Raw genomic sequence first — 15996 nt, forward strand, 5'->3', positions numbered from 1 at the left:
GGTGTCGCGACCGTGCAGGCGCCGCTGGACAAGTTTTATGGTCTCTTGAACGACGAGCAGAAAGCGCGGCTGAACGCGGTCGCTGAGGAGCAGGAAAGGAAAGCCGAACGGCGGCGCAGCAGGTCGCTGGTGCGGGCCTGTGACGTTACGCAATCGTCGGGCTTGAGCTGGCCGACGGAGGAGATCGATGCGCGGCTGCGTCCGACCGACGTGCAACGCACCGGCCTTACAGCCCTGCAGAATGCCAGCGCCAAGGCGAGGGAGATGCTGAACGCATCGTGCCGGCCCGAAGAAGCCGCCACGCCGTCCGCGCGGCTCGCCGCCGCCGGCAAGCGGCTCGATGTCATGCTGCAGGCGGTCAAACAGGTCCGCACCGCGCTGGACGACTTCTATGCGACCTTGAATGACGAGCAGAAAGCACAGTTCGAGGCCATCGGTCCGCGGCGTACGTCGTTTGCCGACAGGGCAGACATGACGCGGCGGTACGGCCGACGATAACTCGGCGGTCGTGACAGCGCCTGCAATCCCGGCCTATGGTTCGGCATAACAACATGCCGAACAAAAGGGCCGCCGAATGACTACCAATCCTGTCTTGTGGAATCTCGACGCGCGCGGCGTCGCCACCGTCACGCTGAACCGCCCCGAGGTGAACAATGCCTATGACGCCGGGCTCATCAACGGCGTGCTCGCGGCGATGGATGATTTGGGCAAGAAACCGAACCTTCGCGTCGTGGTCCTGAAGGGCAACGGCAAGCATTTCCAGGCCGGCGCCGACCTGAAATGGATCAACGGCGTCCGGCCGAAATCGACAGAAGAGAACGAGGCGGTGTCGCGCGCAACGTTCGAGGCCGTGCAGCGGCTGAACACGCTGCCGATCCCGACGGTGGCGCTGGTGCAGGGCGGCTGTTTCGGCGGCGGCACCGGGGTGATCTCGGCCTGCGACGTCGTGATCGCCGCCGACAATGCGATGTTCTCGATCACCGAAGTACGCTGGGGCCTGACGGCCGCCATCATCATCCCGCAACTCTGCGATGCCATCGGCGTCCGCCAGGTCCGCCGCTACGCGCTGACCGGCGAACGCTTCGGCGCGGAGGAGGCGCGGCGTATCGGCCTGGTGCACGAGGTGGCGCCGCTGGCCGAGCTCGAAGCGGCCGGGGCCAGGGTTGTTGAGCAATTGCTGGCGAACGGCCCGGAGGCGCTGGCCGAGACCAAGCGGCTGGCGATGGAGAACTCGTTCGGCGGGATGAGCGTTGACGACGCGGCTTACACGCGGCTGGTGAAGATGCATTCGGCACGGCGGCAGACGGCCGAGGCGTCCGAAGGGCTGGCGTCGTTTGCGGAGAAGCGGGCGGCGCGATGGGAGCTATGAGGGAGTAGGATCTTCCGCGGCACAGTACGGCAGTGGCGAATGTAGAATAGTTTGCTATATTGGAGCCATGACAACGAAAGACCTCGAAGCACTCATAGAGCGCGTTCGGCATTGGCCTAAGGAGCGCCAGGACGACGCAGCGGAAGTCCTGCTCGAAATGGAACGGCAGGACGCGAGCCGCTATCGCCTAACCGATGCTCAAGCGCAGGAAGTCGCCCGTATCCAACGCGATATCCGCGAGGGCAGGGGCACGATCGCAACCGATGAGCAGATGGCGGCGCTTTGGAAGTCATGCGGCCTGTAAGGTTGCGCTTCACCGCGGAAGCGCGGGAACACATTGCTGCGATTTACAGCTACATCCGAGAGCGCAATCCCATTGCGGCGACGCAGGTGGCCGCACGCATCCGTCTAGCTGCCGAACGATTGACGGAATTTCCACGCATGGGGCATGTCGGTCGTGTACCGGGGACCCATGAATGGGTGGTGCGCGGCTTGCCGTATATTATCGTCTATGAAATCGGCCTGGCCGATCCTGACGAGATTCTGGTTCTCGGCGTATTTCATGCGGCGCAAGATCGAGAACAAGAATGAAGTCACAATCACAGGAGGGGCACAGCGTGCCTTCCAAGCGCATTGCTATTGCCGGGCTCGGCGAAATCGGACGAACCGTGGCGCGCAAGCTTGCGGAAGGTTTGCCCGGCCTCGCGCTCGCGGCCGTCACCACCAGGGATCAGGCGAAGGCGCAGGCCTGGCTCGATCGCGAAGGCATCGCCTGTCCGCTGGTCGCGCTCGATGATCTGCCCGATCATGCCGACCTCGTGGTCGAATGCGCGCCGGCAGCGATCCTCGAACAGATCTGCCGGCCGATGCTGAGCGCCGGCAAGCAGGTGATGGTGCTGAGCGCGAGTGCGCTGCTGCCGCGGCCCGATCTCATCGATCTGGCGCGGGCGCATGGCGGGCAGATCATCGTGCCGACCGGCGCGCTGATCGGCTTCGATGCGGTTTCGGCCGCCGCCGAAGGCACCATCCATTCGGTGCAGATGGTCACGCGCAAGCCACCGAAGGGGCTTGCCGGGGCGCCTTACCTGGTCGAGAACCGGATTTCGGTGGAGGGGCTGACGTCTGCCCTGTGTGTCTTCAAGGGTTCGGCGCGCGATGCGGCGGCCGCGTTTCCGGCCAATGTGAACGTGGTGGCGGCGTTGTCGCTGGCCGGTATCGGTCCCGACCGCACCACGATCGAAATCTGGGCCGATCCGGCGGTGACGCGGAACTGTCACCAGATCAGGGTCGACGCCGACTCGGCGTCGTTCACGATGGGAATCGAGAACGTGCCGTCGGAAAATCCAAAAACGGGCCGCATCACCGCGCTCTCGGTGATCGCGGCACTACGCAAGCTCACCTCGCCACTGCAGGTCGGAACGTAAGCGTCTTTTCGCGTTCTACAGCGCCGGCGCGAGCGCGCGTTTCAATTGCTGAAGCAGCGCCTGCACGGCGGCGGCGTTGACCCGTCGCTCGGGAATGGCCGCCTTGACCCATAGTTCGGGAATCGCAAAATCCGGCAGCACGATCTGCAACGTGCCGCTGCTCAGCGCGTCCGCAACGAGATAGTGCGAGATCAAGGCAATGCCGTTGCCGGCGATCGCGCTCTTCACCAGCACGTGGCCTTCGTTCGAGCTCAATAGCGGGCGCACCTGGATGCTGGTCCGGCCACGCGGGCCGTCGAAAGTCCATTCCGATCCCGTGGGGAGAAAGCTCAGGCACTGATGATCGACCAGTTCGCGCGGATGCCGAGGCACGCCGTGTTCGGCGAGATAGGCCGGCGAGGCGCACAGCAATCGCTTGAGCGAACATAGCGGCTCATCAACAACGCCGCCGAACGAATGCGGGAATGCGCCGATGGCGATGTCGAATCCTTCCGTCACCGGATCGACGGGGCGGTCGATCAGCACGATCTCAAGCTTCAGCCGCGGGTTCTGGGTCTGGAAGGCGCTGAACACATCGGCAAGCCGGGCGATGGTGAGCGAAGTGGGAGCCTTGATGCGGAGTTGATCGACCAGATCGCTGTCTTTCTCGCCCATGCGCGCGAGGAGGTCACCGACATCGGCCACCACGCCGCGCGCGCGATGCAGATAGCGCTGGCCGGCCTCCGTCAATCGCAACTGGCGCGTTGAGCGGCGAAACAGCGCGATGCCGATCTGGGCTTCGAGCTGCGTGACCCGTTTGGACACGACCGAGGTCGAAACATGGAGCTTGCGGGCCGCGGCAGAAAAGCCGCCAGCCTCGGCCGAGGCTAAAAAGGCCTGAAGATTGGTGAGCGTATCCATTCATTTTTCACGATTCGAGAAAGCTGATCGCGCAATTTGCTGGATTGTAGTCCGATACGCATCAATTCATAGTGCCGGCAAGAAAACAGGGACGGAAAGCGACCAGTGTCGGCCAAAACGATCGAAGAACCCGCGCGCCGGGTGCCCGTCTATGGCGAATATGAAGTGACCGTCCTCGGCGGCGGTCCTGCCGGCATCGCGGCTGCGGTCGCCTCCGCACGCGCGGGTCGCCGGACGCTGCTGATCGAGCGCTACGGGTTTCTCGGCGGCATGGGCACCGCCGCCGGCGTGACCAATTTCTGCGGGCTGCATGCCAACGTCCATGGCGCGATGCACCGGGTGGTGCAGGGCATCGCCTCCGATCTGCTGGCGCGGATCGGCCGGCTCGATGGGCTCAACGCGCCGCATCTGATCTTCGGCAAGATTTTTGCGCAGGCCTATGACACGGCGGCCTACAAGATCGCGGCGGATGATCTGCTGGCGGCGCACAAGGTCGACATTCTCTTTCACGCGCTCGGCGCCGGTGTCGTGATGGATGATGACAGGCGTATCCATGCGCTGATGGTGGAGACCAAGGCGGGGCGTCAGGCGGTGCGCGCCGGCATCTTCATCGATTGCTCCGGCGACGGCGATCTCGCGGCCTGGGCGGGCGCACCGTTCGAGGTCGGTGACAATGCCGGCAGCATGCTTTATCCGTCGATGATGCTGCGTCTCAACGGCATCGATCCGGAAAAGGCCGGCGAGGCCTGGCGGACGATCCCGTCGCTGATGGAAAAGGCGGAGGCCGCGGGCACGCATCGTTTTCCGCGCAAGTCTGCGATCGTGCGGCCGCAGCGCTCCGGCATCGAATGGCGGGTCAACTTCACCCAGCTCGCGCGCGAGGACGGCAGCGCGGTCAGCGGAATCGATCCCGACCAGATGACGCGCGGCGAGATCGAGGGGCGGCGGCAGGCGGTGCAGGCATTCGAATTCCTTCGCACGGTGCCCGGCTTCGAAAAATCCTACATCGTCGATCTGCCGCCGCAGCTCGGCATCCGCGAAACGCGGCGCGTGATCGGCGGTTACATGCTGTCGGGCGAGGATGTGCTCGGCTGCGCCTCGTTCGAGGATTCCATCGGCGCCAATGGCTGGCCGATCGAAGCGCATGTCCCGGGCGATGTGATCTTCAAGTTCCCGCCGATCCCGGAATCGCGCGGTTTCAACGAATTGCCATATCGCATGCTGGTACCCGTGGGCATCGACAACCTTTTGATGGCGGGCCGCTGCGCCTCGATGACCCATGAGGGCCAGTCGGCGGCGCGGGTTTCCGGCGCCTGTTTTGCGATGGGGGAGGCGGCGGGTCTCGCGGCGGCGCTGGCACTGTCCGAAAATACGATTCCGCGCGACATTGCGGTTGAAAAGTTGCAACAAACGTTGAAACAACAGGGCGCGTTCATCGGGCGGGACCAGAGCGTGCCCGAAGGGTTATAAAAGAGTTGCGGAGGAAACCGGATGTCAAAATTTGCACGGCTCGCACTGGCGGGCCTGCTCGCGGTGGCGGCAAACGGGATCGCGCGGGCTGACGATGCGCTGAAAGCAAAAATCGGCGTGCTCCGGCTGTCGTCGTCGGCGCCGGTGTTCATCGCGCAGGACAAGGGATATTTCCGCGAGGCCGGGCTCGACATCGAATTGAAATTCTTCGACGCCGCGCAGCCGATCGCGGTGGCGACGACCTCAGGCGACGTCGATTTCGGCATCACGGCCTTCACCGCGGGTCTCTATAATCTCGCCGGCAAGGGCACGCTGAAGGTGATCGGCGGCATGAGCCGCGAGAAGGCGGGCTATCCCCTGATCGGCTATTTCGCCAGCAATAATGCCTATGCGGCCGGGCTGAAGACGCCGAAGAATCTGGCGGGAAAACGCATCGCGATGACGCAGGTCGGCTCCTCCTTTCACTATTCGCTGGGGCTGCTGGCCGACAAGTACGGCTTCAAGCTTGCGGACGTGAAAATAGTGCCGCTGCAGTCGCTGTCGAATGCGGCTGCCGCGCTGAAGGGCGAAACCGTCGATGCCGCGCTGCTGCCGATTTCCACCGCACGGGCGCTGGTGGATTCCGGCGGCGCCAAATTCCTCGGCTGGGTCGGCGACGAGACCCCGTGGCAACTCGGCGCGGTGTTCGCCTCACCGAAGACGCTCGGCAACAAGGCGCTGGTGACCAAGCTCCTGGCTGCGCTGGTGCGCGCCGACCGCGAATATCACGACGTGATCCTGGCGTCGGTGAAGGACGGCAAGGCCGAGATCAACGACAAGACCAGGCCGCTGCTCGAGATCATCGCCAAATACACCAACCTGCCGGTCGAGCAGGTGGTCGGCAATTGCGCCTATATCGATCCCGACGGCAAGCTGGATGTGAAGAACGTCGACAACCAGATCGCGTGGCTGCAGGAGCAGGGCTTTGTCGACAAGGGATTTGATGCGGGTGCCATCATCGCCAAGGAATATGTGAAGGCGGATTGATGGGAACGTCATTGCGAGCGAAGCGAAGCAATCCATCTATCCCCATGCCGAGGTATGGATTGCTTCGCTGCGCTCGCAATGATGGGTCTGGCATCGAACCAGGAACCACATGGACCTGATCGCCGACCATATCAGTCACCGCTTCGGCGCCCTCGACGTGCTCGACAAGGTGTCGTTCACCGTCGCCGCCGGCGAAGTGGTCGCGATCGTCGGGCCCTCCGGCTGCGGCAAGAGCACGCTGCTGTCGATCCTTGGTGGGCTGCTGCGGCCAAGCGAGGGAAGGGCGGAGCTGCGCGGCGCGCCACCGGCTGACAGCCTCAATCCGCTGACCTTCGTGTTCCAGGATTTTGCCTTGCTGCCGTGGTGCACGGTGGAGGCGAATGTCGAGTTTCCGCTGGTCCATACCGCGCTGAGCGCAGCCCAGCGCCGCGCCGTCGTCGACGACGCGCTGCGCCGCACCGGACTTGCCGATTTTCGTAGCGCCTATCCGAAGCAATTGTCTGGCGGCATGCGCCAGCGTGTCGGCATTGCGCGGGCGCTGGCGGTGCGGCCGGCGATCCTGCTGATGGACGAGCCGCTGTCGGCGCTGGATTCGCAGACCCGCGAATTGCTGATGGAGGATTTCATCCGTCTGCTTGCCGACGGCACGATGGGCGCGGTCTATGTCACGCATAATCTGGAAGAAGCTGTGCGGCTCGCCGACCGCGTGGTGGTGCTGTCGCGGCGGCCCGGCCGGGTCCGCGAGGTCGTGACGATCCCGATGACGCGCGACGAGCGCGGCGGCATCGACGCCCGCGGCCAATTGCTGACGTTGCAGAACCAGTTGTGGTCGCTGATCCGCGACGAGGCGATCGATGCCGAGCGCGAGGTGCAGCATGCTTGAGCGCGCCCCGTCGCAACAGCAGGACGCGAGTACGTCGCGGCCGGTCGCCTTTCGCGGCGCGGGTTTTACGCCCGGCGGTGGTCGCGTCTCGGGATGGATCGCGCTGGTGCTTGTCATCGCACTCTGGCAACTCGCCGGCAGCGCGGGCTGGGTCAATCCGCTGTTCCTGCCGCCGCCATCGGCGATTGCGGTCGCGATCTACAAGCTCGCGATGTCAGGCGCGCTCTGGCAGCATGTTTCGGCGTCGGTGGTTCGCATCGGCTCGGGCTGGCTGATCGGCTCGGTGCTGGGCGTGATCACAGGCTTTGCGATCGGGCTGTCGACGCTGGCGCGCGGCGTCGGCATCACCTTTATCTCCGCGCTGTTTCCGATTCCAAAGATCGCGCTGCTGCCGCTTCTGATCCTCTGGCTCGGGATCGGCGAGGAACCGAAGATCGCGACCATTGCGCTCGGAGTGTTCTTCTCCACCGCGATCTCGGTCTACAGTGGCGTCGACGCGGTGCCGCGCAATTTGATCCGGATGGCGCAGAGCTTTAACGTGCCATTCCCCGCCATCGTAGCCAGAGTGGTCTGGCCGGGCGCGCTGCCCTCGATCCTCGCGGGTTTCCGCATCACGGCGTCGGTGGCGCTCTTGCTGGTGGTGAGCGCGGAAATGATCGGCGCGCAGTTCGGTATCGGCGCCTTCGTGCTGCAGGCCGGCAATCTGATGCAGACCGATCAGCTACTCGCCGGCGTCGTGATCCTGTCGCTGTTCGGGCTGGCGGTGGGGAAGGCGATCAACGTGCTGGAAGCGCGGTTGCTGCACTGGCGGTGAGAGCTGTCGTTCCCTGCGAACGCAGTGTGTAGGGTGGGCAAAGCGAAGCGTGCCCACCATCACGTGCACAGGGCTTGATGGTGGGCACGTCGCTAACGCTCCTTTGCCCACCCTACGGTTCTCTCATTCCTCACGCATTCCCGCGGTCTTCGCGGAACAGATCCAGCTTCTGCTGCACCGGGCGGTCGGAGAACGAGAACAGCACCGCATCGGTGTCGGCCTCGTGCGTGACCCAGTGCCAGCTCGGCACCACGAACAGGTCGCGCGCGCTCCATTCGAAGGTCTGGTCGCCAATCCGCGTGCGGCCCTTGCCTTCGATCGCCGCGAACACGGTGGCGTCGGTAGCGCGGTAGCGCGCGGTCTTGAAACCCTTCGGCAACAGCTGAATGAAGGTGCCGATGGTCGGCATCGCGAAATCGCCGGTCTCGGGATTGGAGAATTTCAGCTTCAGCCCGTGGCAGGCGTCCCACTCGTTGCGGGTCTTGGCCTGTTCCAGCGCCTCGCGGGTGTAGCTATAGGGATAGTTGAAGATCGGCGAGGTCTTTGATTTGCGCTTCTCGTCGACCGGCAGCAAATTGTGGCCATAGCGCGCAAAGCTGTCGCCGGCAGGTTTGGAGAGCTTCTGCTGATCCTCGTTCGATCCTTCGGCGAAGGAGGCGTCGAAGAACTGCACCATCGGGATATCGAGGCCATCGAGCCAGAACATCGGCTCAGAGGTTTCGTTGGAATGGTCGTGCCAGGTCATCGAGGGCGTGATAATGAAATCGCCGGGCTCCATCGCGGTGCGCTCGCCATCGACGGTGGTATGGGCGCCCTTGCCTTCGAGCACGAAACGCAGCGCCGACTGGCTGTGCCGGTGAGCCGGCGCCACGTCGCCCGGCACCACCATCTGCACGCCGGCGAACAGCGAGGTCGTGACCTTGGACTGGCCGCGGAGGCCAGGATTTTCCAGCACCAGCACCCGCCGCTCGGCTTCCTTGGCGGTGATGAGCTTGCCCGCTTCGTTCATGTAGTCGCGGATGGAATCGAATTTCCACAGATGCGGCCGGCAGGCGCTGCGCGGTTCCGGCGTGACGAGATCGCCGAGCACGTTCCACAAGGCCGAGAGATTTTCGCCGTCGATCTTCTTGTAGAACGCCTCGCGCTCCGGGGTCTTCTGCACGGCTTCCATGGTCAAGCCTCCCGTCATTTTTGTTTCGTCTGATGATTGACAGTATACTTACAATATGGGTAGCGTCAATGACCGCCGATCAGGGCGCAATGACAATAGACCGGGAGGTTCCGATGAAGCTGCATGGCTACTTCCGCAGCAGCGCGGCGTATCGGGTCAGGATCGCGCTCAACCTCAAGGGACTTACGGCAGAGCACCTGCCGCATCACCTTCGCAAGGGCGAACAGACCGCGCCCGACTATCTCGCCATCAACCCGCAGGGACTGGTGCCGACGCTGGAGGGTGATGGCGGGACGGCGCTGACCCAGTCGCTCGCGATCATCGAATGGCTGGACGAGACCCATCCGAGCCCGCCGCTATTGCCTGCGGATCCGCTGCGCCGCGCCAAGGTGCGCGCCTTTGCGCTCGCGATTGCCTGTGATGTCCACCCCGTTCAAAATCTGAAGGTGCTGGCCCGGCTGCGCCAGCTTGGCCTTGCGGAGGAGAAAGTGACGGAGTGGGCGGCCTGGATCAACCGCGAAGGCCTTGCCGCCTGCGAAGCGTTGATCAAGGGCGAGCAGGGGCCGTTCTGCTTCGGCGACAGGCCTACGATGGCCGATCTCTGCCTGGTGCCGCAGCTTGCGAATGCGCGGCGCTTCGGCGTCGACGTCTCGGCCTATCCGCGGCTGCTCAAGGCCGAGGCCGCAGCAAAGGAAATGAAGGCGTTCGCGGACGCCGCGCCGGACAAGCAACCCGATGCCGAGTAAGTCAACACCCATCACCATGGACGCGGTCTACACCGCGCCCGGCTATCTGTTCCGGCGGATGCAGCAGATCGCGGTCTCGATCTTCGTCGAGGAATGCAGCGCGTTCGATCTCACGCCGGTGCAATATGCGGCGCTGGTCGCGATCCACACCCATCCTGGGATCGACGCCACGCGGCTATCCGCGGTGATCGCCTTCGACCGCTCCACGCTGGGCAACGTGATCGAGCGGCTGGAGAGCAAGGCGCTGATCGAGCGCAAGCCGTCGCGGGAGGACAAGCGTGTCAAGCTGCTCCATCTCACCAAGGCAGGTGCGATCGTGCTGCGCGACATCATGTCCTCGGTCGAGCGGGCGCAGGTCAGGATGCTGCAGCCGCTGAAGCCGGCCGACCGCAAGACCCTGCTGGCGCTATTGATGCAACTCGTCGATCTCAACAACGAGGCCTCGCGCGTGCCGCTGCGCGCCGAAGACGCGCTCGAACATCTCGGGAAATCGAACTGATGGACACGGGGCCGGTTCTCATCGCAGGTGGCGGAATCGGCGGACTCGCCGTAGCGCTCGGGCTGGCGCAAAAGGGCATCCGCTCGATCCTGCTGGAAAAAGCCTCCCAGCTCGGCGAAATCGGCGCCGGCATCCAGCTCGGACCCAACGCCTTCCACGCCTTCGACTATCTCGGCGTCGGCGAAGCCGCGCGTGGCATGGCGGTCTATATCGACCAGCTACGGCTGATGGATGCGCTGACCGCGGAGGAAATCACCCATGTCGATCTCGGCGACGCGTTCCGCGCGCGTTTCCGCAACCCTTATGCGGTGGTGCATCGCGGCGATCTGCACGGCGTCTTCCTGCGTGCTTGCCAGAGCCATGAGCTGATCGAACTGCGCGTCAGCAGCGAGGTGGCCGGCTACGAACAGGATGGTTCGTCAGTGACGGCGCGGCTTTCGAACGGCGAGCGCGTCACGGGGCTGCTGTTGATCGGCGCTGACGGGTTGTGGTCGAACGTTCGCAAGCAGGTGGTCGCGGACGGGGCGCCGCGGGTCTCCGGGCATACGACGTACCGCTCGGTGATTCCGACCGAGCAGATGCCGGAAGATCTGCGCTGGAACGCGGCGACGCTGTGGGCCGGGCCGAAATGCCACATCGTGCACTACCCGCTGTCGGGCTGGAAGGTGTTCAACCTCGTCGTCACCTATCACAACGATGCGCCGGAGCCGGTGGCGGGCAAGCCGGTGTCGGATGAAGAGGTGATGCAGGGCTTTGGTCATATCCACGAGCGGGCCCGCGAAATCATTCGTCACGGCAAGAACTGGCGGCTGTGGGTGCTGTGCGACCGCGACCCGGTCGAGCGCTGGGTCGACGGCCGGGTCGCGCTGCTCGGCGACGCCGCGCATCCGATGCTGCAATATTTTGCGCAGGGCGCCTGCCAGGCGATGGAGGATGCGGTGTGCCTGTCGCACATGCTGGCGAACCATGATGATTACGCGGCCGCGCTGGAAGCCTATCGTGCGCAGCGTTTCCTGCGCACCGCAAAGGTGCAACTGATGTCCCGCGCCATCGGCGAGCACATCTATCATCCCGCTGGTGGGCACGCCCGGCTGCGCAATGAGATCATGGGCGCGAAGACGTCGGAAGATTGGTACGGCGATCTGGCGTGGTTGTATGGCGGGACGGGGTTGGCGGGATAGGGCATTATCGTAGCCCAGATGAGCGAAGCGATATCCGGGATTCACACGGGCACCGCTCCCGGATGTCGCTTCGCTCATCCGGGCTACGGGGCGGAGTCAGATCGTCATTGCGAGCGCAGCGAAGCAATCCATAGTGCGGCAAGTGGAGGAATGGATTGCTTCGCTTCGCTCGCAATGACGGGCGCCCCTACATCTTCATCAATGCCTGGCGGTCGATCTTGCCGGTGCCTGTCTTCGGCAATTCGGCGATGAAGGTGATCTCGCGCGGATATTTGTAAGGCAGCAGTTTTGCCTTCACATAATCCTGCAGCGTTTTGGTCGCGCTCCCGGTATCGAACTCGCCCTTGTTCATCACGACCACGGCCTTCAGCGTCATGCGCCTATCCGGCAGTTCGGCGGCGAACACCGCGCATTCCCTGATATCGGGGTGCTCAGCCAGACAAAGCTCGACCTCCAGCGGGTAGACCCACTGTCCCGAAATCTTGATCAGATCGTCGGCGCGGCCGCGGAAGAAATGGAAGCCGTCGGCATCGCGCATGAAGCGGTCGCCGGTATAGACCCAGCCGCCGTCGCGAATCGTCTCGGCCGATTTGTCCGGCCGGTTCCAGTACAGCGGCGTGTTGGAATCGCCGCGCACCCACAAGATTCCTTCCTCGTTGTCGCCGACCTCGCGGCCGTCCTTGTCTTTCAGCAGGATCTCATAGCCGGGCACGCGCAAGCCGGCGGCACCGAGCTTTTTCTGCTCGGGACGGTTGGAGAGATAGATGTGCAGCACTTCCGTCGAGCCGAGGCCTTCGATGATCTCGAGGCCGGTCAGAGCCTTCCAGCCGTTGAACACTTCCGCCGACAGCACTTCGGCAGCCGATAGCGCCATGCGGAGCGATGAGAAATCGATCTTCCCCGCGCCCTCGGCCTTGGTCAGCGAGGTGTAGAGCGTCGGCAATCCGTAGAACACGGACGGCCGGTATTTTTCGATCGCCTCGAAGATCGTTGCCGGCTTCGGCTGGCCGGGCACCAGCAGCGACGCGGCGCCGACCGAAAACGGAAAGGTGATGGCGTTGCCAAAACCGTAGGCGAAAAAGATCTTCGGCACCGAAAAGCAGATGTCGTCGGGCCTCAGCTTGAGCATGTGGCGCGCAAAAGCCTGTTCGCTGTAGGCCATGTCGTGCTGCAGATGCACGATGCCTTTTGGACGGCCGGTCGAGCCGGATGAATACATCCAGAACGCCATGTCGTCGCGCCCGGTGTCGGCTTCCGGCAGATCGGTCGGGAATCCCTGCAGCCATTGGGCGGCGTCGAGGGCCTGCGGCACCGCGTGGTCGCCTGCGGCCCCATTGACGATGATCAGCGTTTGCAGCGGCGTGTCCTTGCAGGCCTCCGCGTTGAAGCGCGGCGCAAACTCGGCCTCCGCGACGGCCACGGCAGCGCCGGCGTCCGAGAGATAGAACTGCAGCAGATCCGGCGGCGTCAGCGTGTTGATCAACAGCGGCACGAAGCCCGCGCGCACCGCGCCGAAAAACGCCGCCGGATAGGCCGGCGTGTCGTCGAGGAACATCAGGATGCGGTCGCCGCGCTTCAGGCCGAGCGACTGGAAGCCGTGTCCCCATTGCGCGGCCTCGGCGCAGAGTTCTGCATAGGTACGCGTGCCGCCGGGGCCGGTCAATGCCAGCCGCTCGCCGCGGCCTTGAGCGAGATTGTCGAACAGGATCCGGCTCGCGTTATAGCGTTCCGGGATCGCAAACCCGATCTCGCGTGCGCCCGGATTATCGCGGGGGACCAAATCGAAGATTGTCGTCATGCCTGGCTCCCGATCTTCTTCGTCGCCTCGTAGCGTGCCATGAATTCCGGCGACATCGCGCGCAGCCGTGCGTCGGCGATCCGCCCGGAACGGGTGATGTAGCTGTAGGCAAAATCCATCAGGTCGAGTTTCATGTGTTCGGGGAAATGTTCGTACCAGTCGGCGCTGGTGCGCGCCGCCGTCACCAGCTTCTGCACGATCGGCTTGCGCTCGGCCTGGTAGCGGGCGAGGCCTGCGGGAATATCGCTTTCCGCCTCCAGCGCCTTGGTCAGCGCGATCGCGTCCTCGATCGCAAGGCGCGTGCCCGAGCCGATCGAGAAATGCGCGGTATGCAGGGCGTCGCCGATCAGCACCCTGTTGCCGTGCGACCAGTTCTCGTTCCAGATCCAGGGGAAGTTGCGCCACACCGATTTGTTCGAGACCAGCGGATGGCCGTCCAGTGTCTCGGCGAATATCTCCTCGCAGATCGCCTGCGACTCTTCGATGGTCTTGTGCTCGAAGCCGTAAGACCGCCAGGTCGCCGCATCGCATTCGACCAGGAACGTGCTCATCGCAGGCGAATAGCGATAATGGTGCGCGTTGAATGATCCGCGATCGGTCTTCACAAAGGTCTGCGACAGCGTGGCGAAACGCTTGCTGGTGCCGTACCAGGCGAATTTGTTGGTGGAGTGCGAGACCGAGGCGCCGAACTCCTTCTCGAAGCCGCGGCGCACCAGCGAGTTCAGCCCGTCGGCCGCGACGATCAGGTCGTACCCCGCAAGTTCGTCCAGCGACTGGATCGTGGTGTCGTATCGCGCCGCGACACCGACCGCACGCACGCGCTGCTGCAGGATGGTCAACAGTTCGAGCCGGCCGATCGAGGAGAAGCCGATGCCGTCGATCTCGACGCTCTCACCGCGCAGATTGAGCGTGATGTTCTTCCAGCTCTCCATCCGCGGCGTGATGGCGTCGACCGTCTCGGGGTCGTCGGCGCGCAGGAACTCCAGCGCCTGTTCGGAGAACACCACGCCGAACCCCCAGGTCGCGCCTTCCGGGTTCTGCTCGAACAGGTCGATGTGGGCGTCCGGGTGACGCCGCTTCCAGAGATAGGCGAAGTAGAGGCCGCCGGGGCCTCCGCCGATGACGGCGATGCGCACGTCTTCCTCCCAATCGACAGTATACTTACTAATTTGGGATGGAGACTAATCCGCGCCGGAAATTTGCGCTACAGAAAAATGATGAAGGTATCAGGCGCGGGCCGGGGCCCAAGCTCGCCGGGACCCGGCCCAACCGCCCTGTTTCGTTCGCCGGTTCTGTCCGCGAACGGTTGTCCGCTCTGCGGTGAGTTGGGCTTTGCCGAATTGTTTGGGGTTCAGGTGCAGCGGCGAACCTTCACGCCATTCACCCACACGGTCTTGCAAACCACGGCCGGCTTGCGGACGACGACTGCGCCGCGAGGCCCGGCGCAGCCGGCGCGGACGACGCCGTCGGCGCATACTGCGGCGTTGGCTTCGGTCGATTCAAAAGTCATGGCGGCGCCCAAGGCGAAGAGGGCGGATGCAATGATCAAGAAGTAACGCATGTTGGTCTCCCGGACCTGTGTTGTTGATGCTCGGCCTTGAAAATTTCTTTTGAAAGATTCTTTAGAAGGTTCTGCGGATTTTTCCTCGCGACGTGCCTGCACGCCGATCTCGTTTCGCCGCCGGCCTGAACGCCGGCCGTCTCCTCATTTCTTCTCGGCGGCTGCGAGCACCTTCTTGCAGGCGGGCGTGAGCTTGTCGTTCTCCTTGGCGAGGCAGGCGATGATGCGTCCGCCGCCCGGGGTGACGCCTTTGCAGTATTTCTCGTAGTCGCCCATGCAGGCGCTGCGTTGTTCGGCGGTCAGCTCCTGCGCGAAAGCGGCCTGCGAAAGGCAGAGCAGGGCGGCGGTGGTCAGGATGGTGCGTAGCATCGGTTTTCTCCCTTCGTTGTGGCGGCCGGTCGTTGAGGTGATCATCCGCGGATCATGCCGGCCTTCTTGCTTCTTGATCGTGGACCCGCTGTAGTGACGCTCCCATTCATCGCTGCAAGAAAACCCAAGGAAAACCCGAGGAAAATTCATGGCGCAGGTCAGGGCCAGATGGCTGTCGTTCTATGCCGAGCGTGTCGAGCCGGTCTCCAGGGAAATATTTTCGCACGTCGAGAAAATGATTATCGGTACGTTGATCGTTTCCGCCGGCGCCCATGTCTCGAGCAACGAGCCGGCGATCGTCCTGTTCGGTTATCTGCGCCACGGTCTCATCGGCCGCGGCGTCATGCTGTTCGGCGTCATTCTCCTGTTCTTGAATTTCGTCGACGGGCTCTACAAGCTCGCCAGGCTCAATTGGCATATTGCGTACCAAATCGTGATGACGATCGTTTATGTCTCGCTGTCGGTGCGGCTGATTCAGCTCATCCTCGCCTTTCGCGGCGGTGAGTGATGCGGTCCCCGGATCAATGGTGGACCGCCGCAACAGGGGCGTGATTATCGCGATGCGAATTGTGACAGGACGTCCTTGCAGGCCGGTGAAAGCTGTGCGGCATTGGTCGCCAGGCACTGCACGATCCGGCCGCCGCCCGGCGCGACGCTGCCGCAAATCGAACGGACGTCGGCACCGCAGGCCGAGCGCAGCACGAGCAGTTCTTCGCGCGGCCGCATCGGGCGCAGCACGATGACCGTGGGCGCCGCTGCCGCGGCCGGTGCGGTACCGGCGGCAG

Annotated in this window: 20 protein-coding genes; 13 read left to right on the plus strand and 7 right to left on the minus strand. The window is 63.8% G+C overall.

Annotated elements, in window-relative coordinates; all coding sequences use genetic code 11:
* The 5 genes from CQ12_RS46530 to CQ12_RS21910 form a co-directional block, all read left to right on the plus strand.
* Nucleotides 1–498, plus strand: a 498-nt coding sequence (locus CQ12_RS46530; RefSeq protein WP_245310074.1) for a Spy/CpxP family protein refolding chaperone, incomplete at its 5' end; no start/stop codon positions are given.
* Nucleotides 499–574: 76 nt separating this feature from the next.
* Complete coding sequence (locus CQ12_RS21895) at nt 575–1369, plus strand: enoyl-CoA hydratase-related protein (protein WP_057837380.1); 795 nt, start codon at nt 575–577, stop codon at nt 1367–1369.
* A gap of 67 nt (nt 1370–1436) precedes the next feature.
* The gene (locus CQ12_RS21900) at nt 1437–1673 is read left to right on the plus strand and encodes a hypothetical protein (protein ID WP_057837381.1); all 237 of its coding nucleotides are present in this window, start codon (nt 1437–1439) and stop codon (nt 1671–1673) included.
* A gap of 2 nt (nt 1674–1675) precedes the next feature.
* Nucleotides 1676–1960: a type II toxin-antitoxin system RelE/ParE family toxin gene (locus CQ12_RS21905; protein ID WP_057837382.1), complete on the plus strand. Its 285-nt coding sequence runs from the start codon at nt 1676–1678 to the stop codon at nt 1958–1960.
* Nucleotides 1957–2793 (plus strand): aspartate dehydrogenase, encoded by an 837-nt coding sequence (locus CQ12_RS21910; RefSeq protein WP_057837383.1) that lies wholly within the window; start codon nt 1957–1959, stop codon nt 2791–2793. Before CQ12_RS21905 ends, CQ12_RS21910 begins: the two co-directional genes overlap by 4 nt.
* A gap of 15 nt (nt 2794–2808) precedes the next feature.
* Here the strand turns inward: CQ12_RS21910 and CQ12_RS21915 are convergent, their stop codons facing one another.
* Nucleotides 2809–3693 (minus strand): LysR family transcriptional regulator, encoded by an 885-nt coding sequence (locus CQ12_RS21915; RefSeq protein ID WP_057837384.1) that lies wholly within the window; start codon nt 3691–3693, stop codon nt 2809–2811.
* A gap of 105 nt (nt 3694–3798) precedes the next feature.
* On the opposite strand from CQ12_RS21915, the gene CQ12_RS21920 reads away from it, so the two are divergent.
* The 4 genes from CQ12_RS21920 (at nt 3799) to CQ12_RS21935 (ending at nt 7886) form a co-directional block, all read left to right on the plus strand.
* Nucleotides 3799–5163: an FAD-dependent oxidoreductase gene (locus CQ12_RS21920; protein WP_057837385.1), complete on the plus strand. Its 1365-nt coding sequence runs from the start codon at nt 3799–3801 to the stop codon at nt 5161–5163.
* A gap of 21 nt (nt 5164–5184) precedes the next feature.
* Nucleotides 5185–6189, plus strand: coding sequence for an ABC transporter substrate-binding protein (locus CQ12_RS21925; protein ID WP_057837386.1), 1005 nt, complete (start codon nt 5185–5187; stop codon nt 6187–6189).
* A 109-nt stretch (nt 6190–6298) separates the two neighbouring features.
* Complete coding sequence (locus CQ12_RS21930) at nt 6299–7072, plus strand: ABC transporter ATP-binding protein (protein ID WP_057837387.1); 774 nt, start codon at nt 6299–6301, stop codon at nt 7070–7072.
* Complete coding sequence (locus CQ12_RS21935) at nt 7065–7886, plus strand: ABC transporter permease (protein WP_057837388.1); 822 nt, start codon at nt 7065–7067, stop codon at nt 7884–7886. The genes CQ12_RS21930 and CQ12_RS21935 overlap by 8 nt, the downstream gene beginning before the upstream one ends.
* A gap of 130 nt (nt 7887–8016) precedes the next feature.
* Here CQ12_RS21935 and gtdA read toward each other — a convergent pair whose 3' ends face one another.
* Nucleotides 8017–9057 (minus strand): gentisate 1,2-dioxygenase, encoded by a 1041-nt coding sequence (gtdA, locus tag CQ12_RS21940; RefSeq protein WP_057837389.1) that lies wholly within the window; start codon nt 9055–9057, stop codon nt 8017–8019.
* A gap of 113 nt (nt 9058–9170) precedes the next feature.
* On the opposite strand from gtdA, the gene maiA reads away from it, so the two are divergent.
* The 3 genes from maiA to CQ12_RS21955 are packed head-to-tail and all read left to right on the plus strand — an operon-like array spanning nt 9171 to nt 11483.
* Nucleotides 9171–9803, plus strand: coding sequence for a maleylacetoacetate isomerase (gene maiA / locus CQ12_RS21945; protein WP_057837396.1), 633 nt, complete (start codon nt 9171–9173; stop codon nt 9801–9803).
* Nucleotides 9793–10302, plus strand: a complete 510-nt coding sequence (locus CQ12_RS21950) for a MarR family winged helix-turn-helix transcriptional regulator (RefSeq protein WP_057837390.1) — start codon at nt 9793–9795, stop codon at nt 10300–10302. Before maiA ends, CQ12_RS21950 begins: the two co-directional genes overlap by 11 nt.
* A complete protein-coding gene (locus CQ12_RS21955) occupies nt 10302–11483 on the plus strand; it encodes a 3-hydroxybenzoate 6-monooxygenase (protein ID WP_057837391.1) in 1182 nt (393 codons plus the stop codon). Before CQ12_RS21950 ends, CQ12_RS21955 begins: the two co-directional genes overlap by 1 nt.
* Before the next feature lie 187 nt (nt 11484–11670).
* Here the strand turns inward: CQ12_RS21955 and CQ12_RS21960 are convergent, their stop codons facing one another.
* The 4 genes from CQ12_RS21960 to CQ12_RS21975 form a co-directional block, all read right to left on the minus strand.
* Entirely contained in the window at nt 11671–13281 is a 1611-nt protein-coding gene (locus CQ12_RS21960; RefSeq protein WP_057837392.1) for a benzoate-CoA ligase family protein, read from the minus strand.
* Nucleotides 13278–14417, minus strand: a complete 1140-nt coding sequence (locus CQ12_RS21965; protein WP_057837393.1) for an FAD-dependent monooxygenase — start codon at nt 14415–14417, stop codon at nt 13278–13280. Before CQ12_RS21965 ends, CQ12_RS21960 begins: the two co-directional genes overlap by 4 nt.
* A 215-nt stretch (nt 14418–14632) precedes the next feature.
* Complete coding sequence (locus CQ12_RS21970) at nt 14633–14842, minus strand: hypothetical protein (RefSeq protein WP_057837394.1); 210 nt, start codon at nt 14840–14842, stop codon at nt 14633–14635.
* Nucleotides 14843–14986: 144 nt separating this feature from the next.
* Complete coding sequence (locus CQ12_RS21975) at nt 14987–15211, minus strand: hypothetical protein (RefSeq protein ID WP_057837397.1); 225 nt, start codon at nt 15209–15211, stop codon at nt 14987–14989.
* A gap of 148 nt (nt 15212–15359) precedes the next feature.
* Between CQ12_RS21975 and CQ12_RS21980 the strand changes: the two genes are divergently transcribed.
* Nucleotides 15360–15719, plus strand: a complete 360-nt coding sequence (locus tag CQ12_RS21980; protein ID WP_057837395.1) for a hypothetical protein — start codon at nt 15360–15362, stop codon at nt 15717–15719.
* Between the two features lie 44 nt (nt 15720–15763).
* On the opposite strand, the gene CQ12_RS21985 is transcribed toward CQ12_RS21980, so the two are convergent.
* The coding region (locus CQ12_RS21985) for a cysteine rich repeat-containing protein (RefSeq protein WP_245310075.1) at nt 15764–15996 on the minus strand (233 nt) is incomplete at its 5' end.

It is taken from the genome of Bradyrhizobium jicamae (assembly GCF_001440395.1).
Taxonomy (GTDB): Bacteria; Pseudomonadota; Alphaproteobacteria; order Rhizobiales; family Xanthobacteraceae; genus Bradyrhizobium; species Bradyrhizobium jicamae.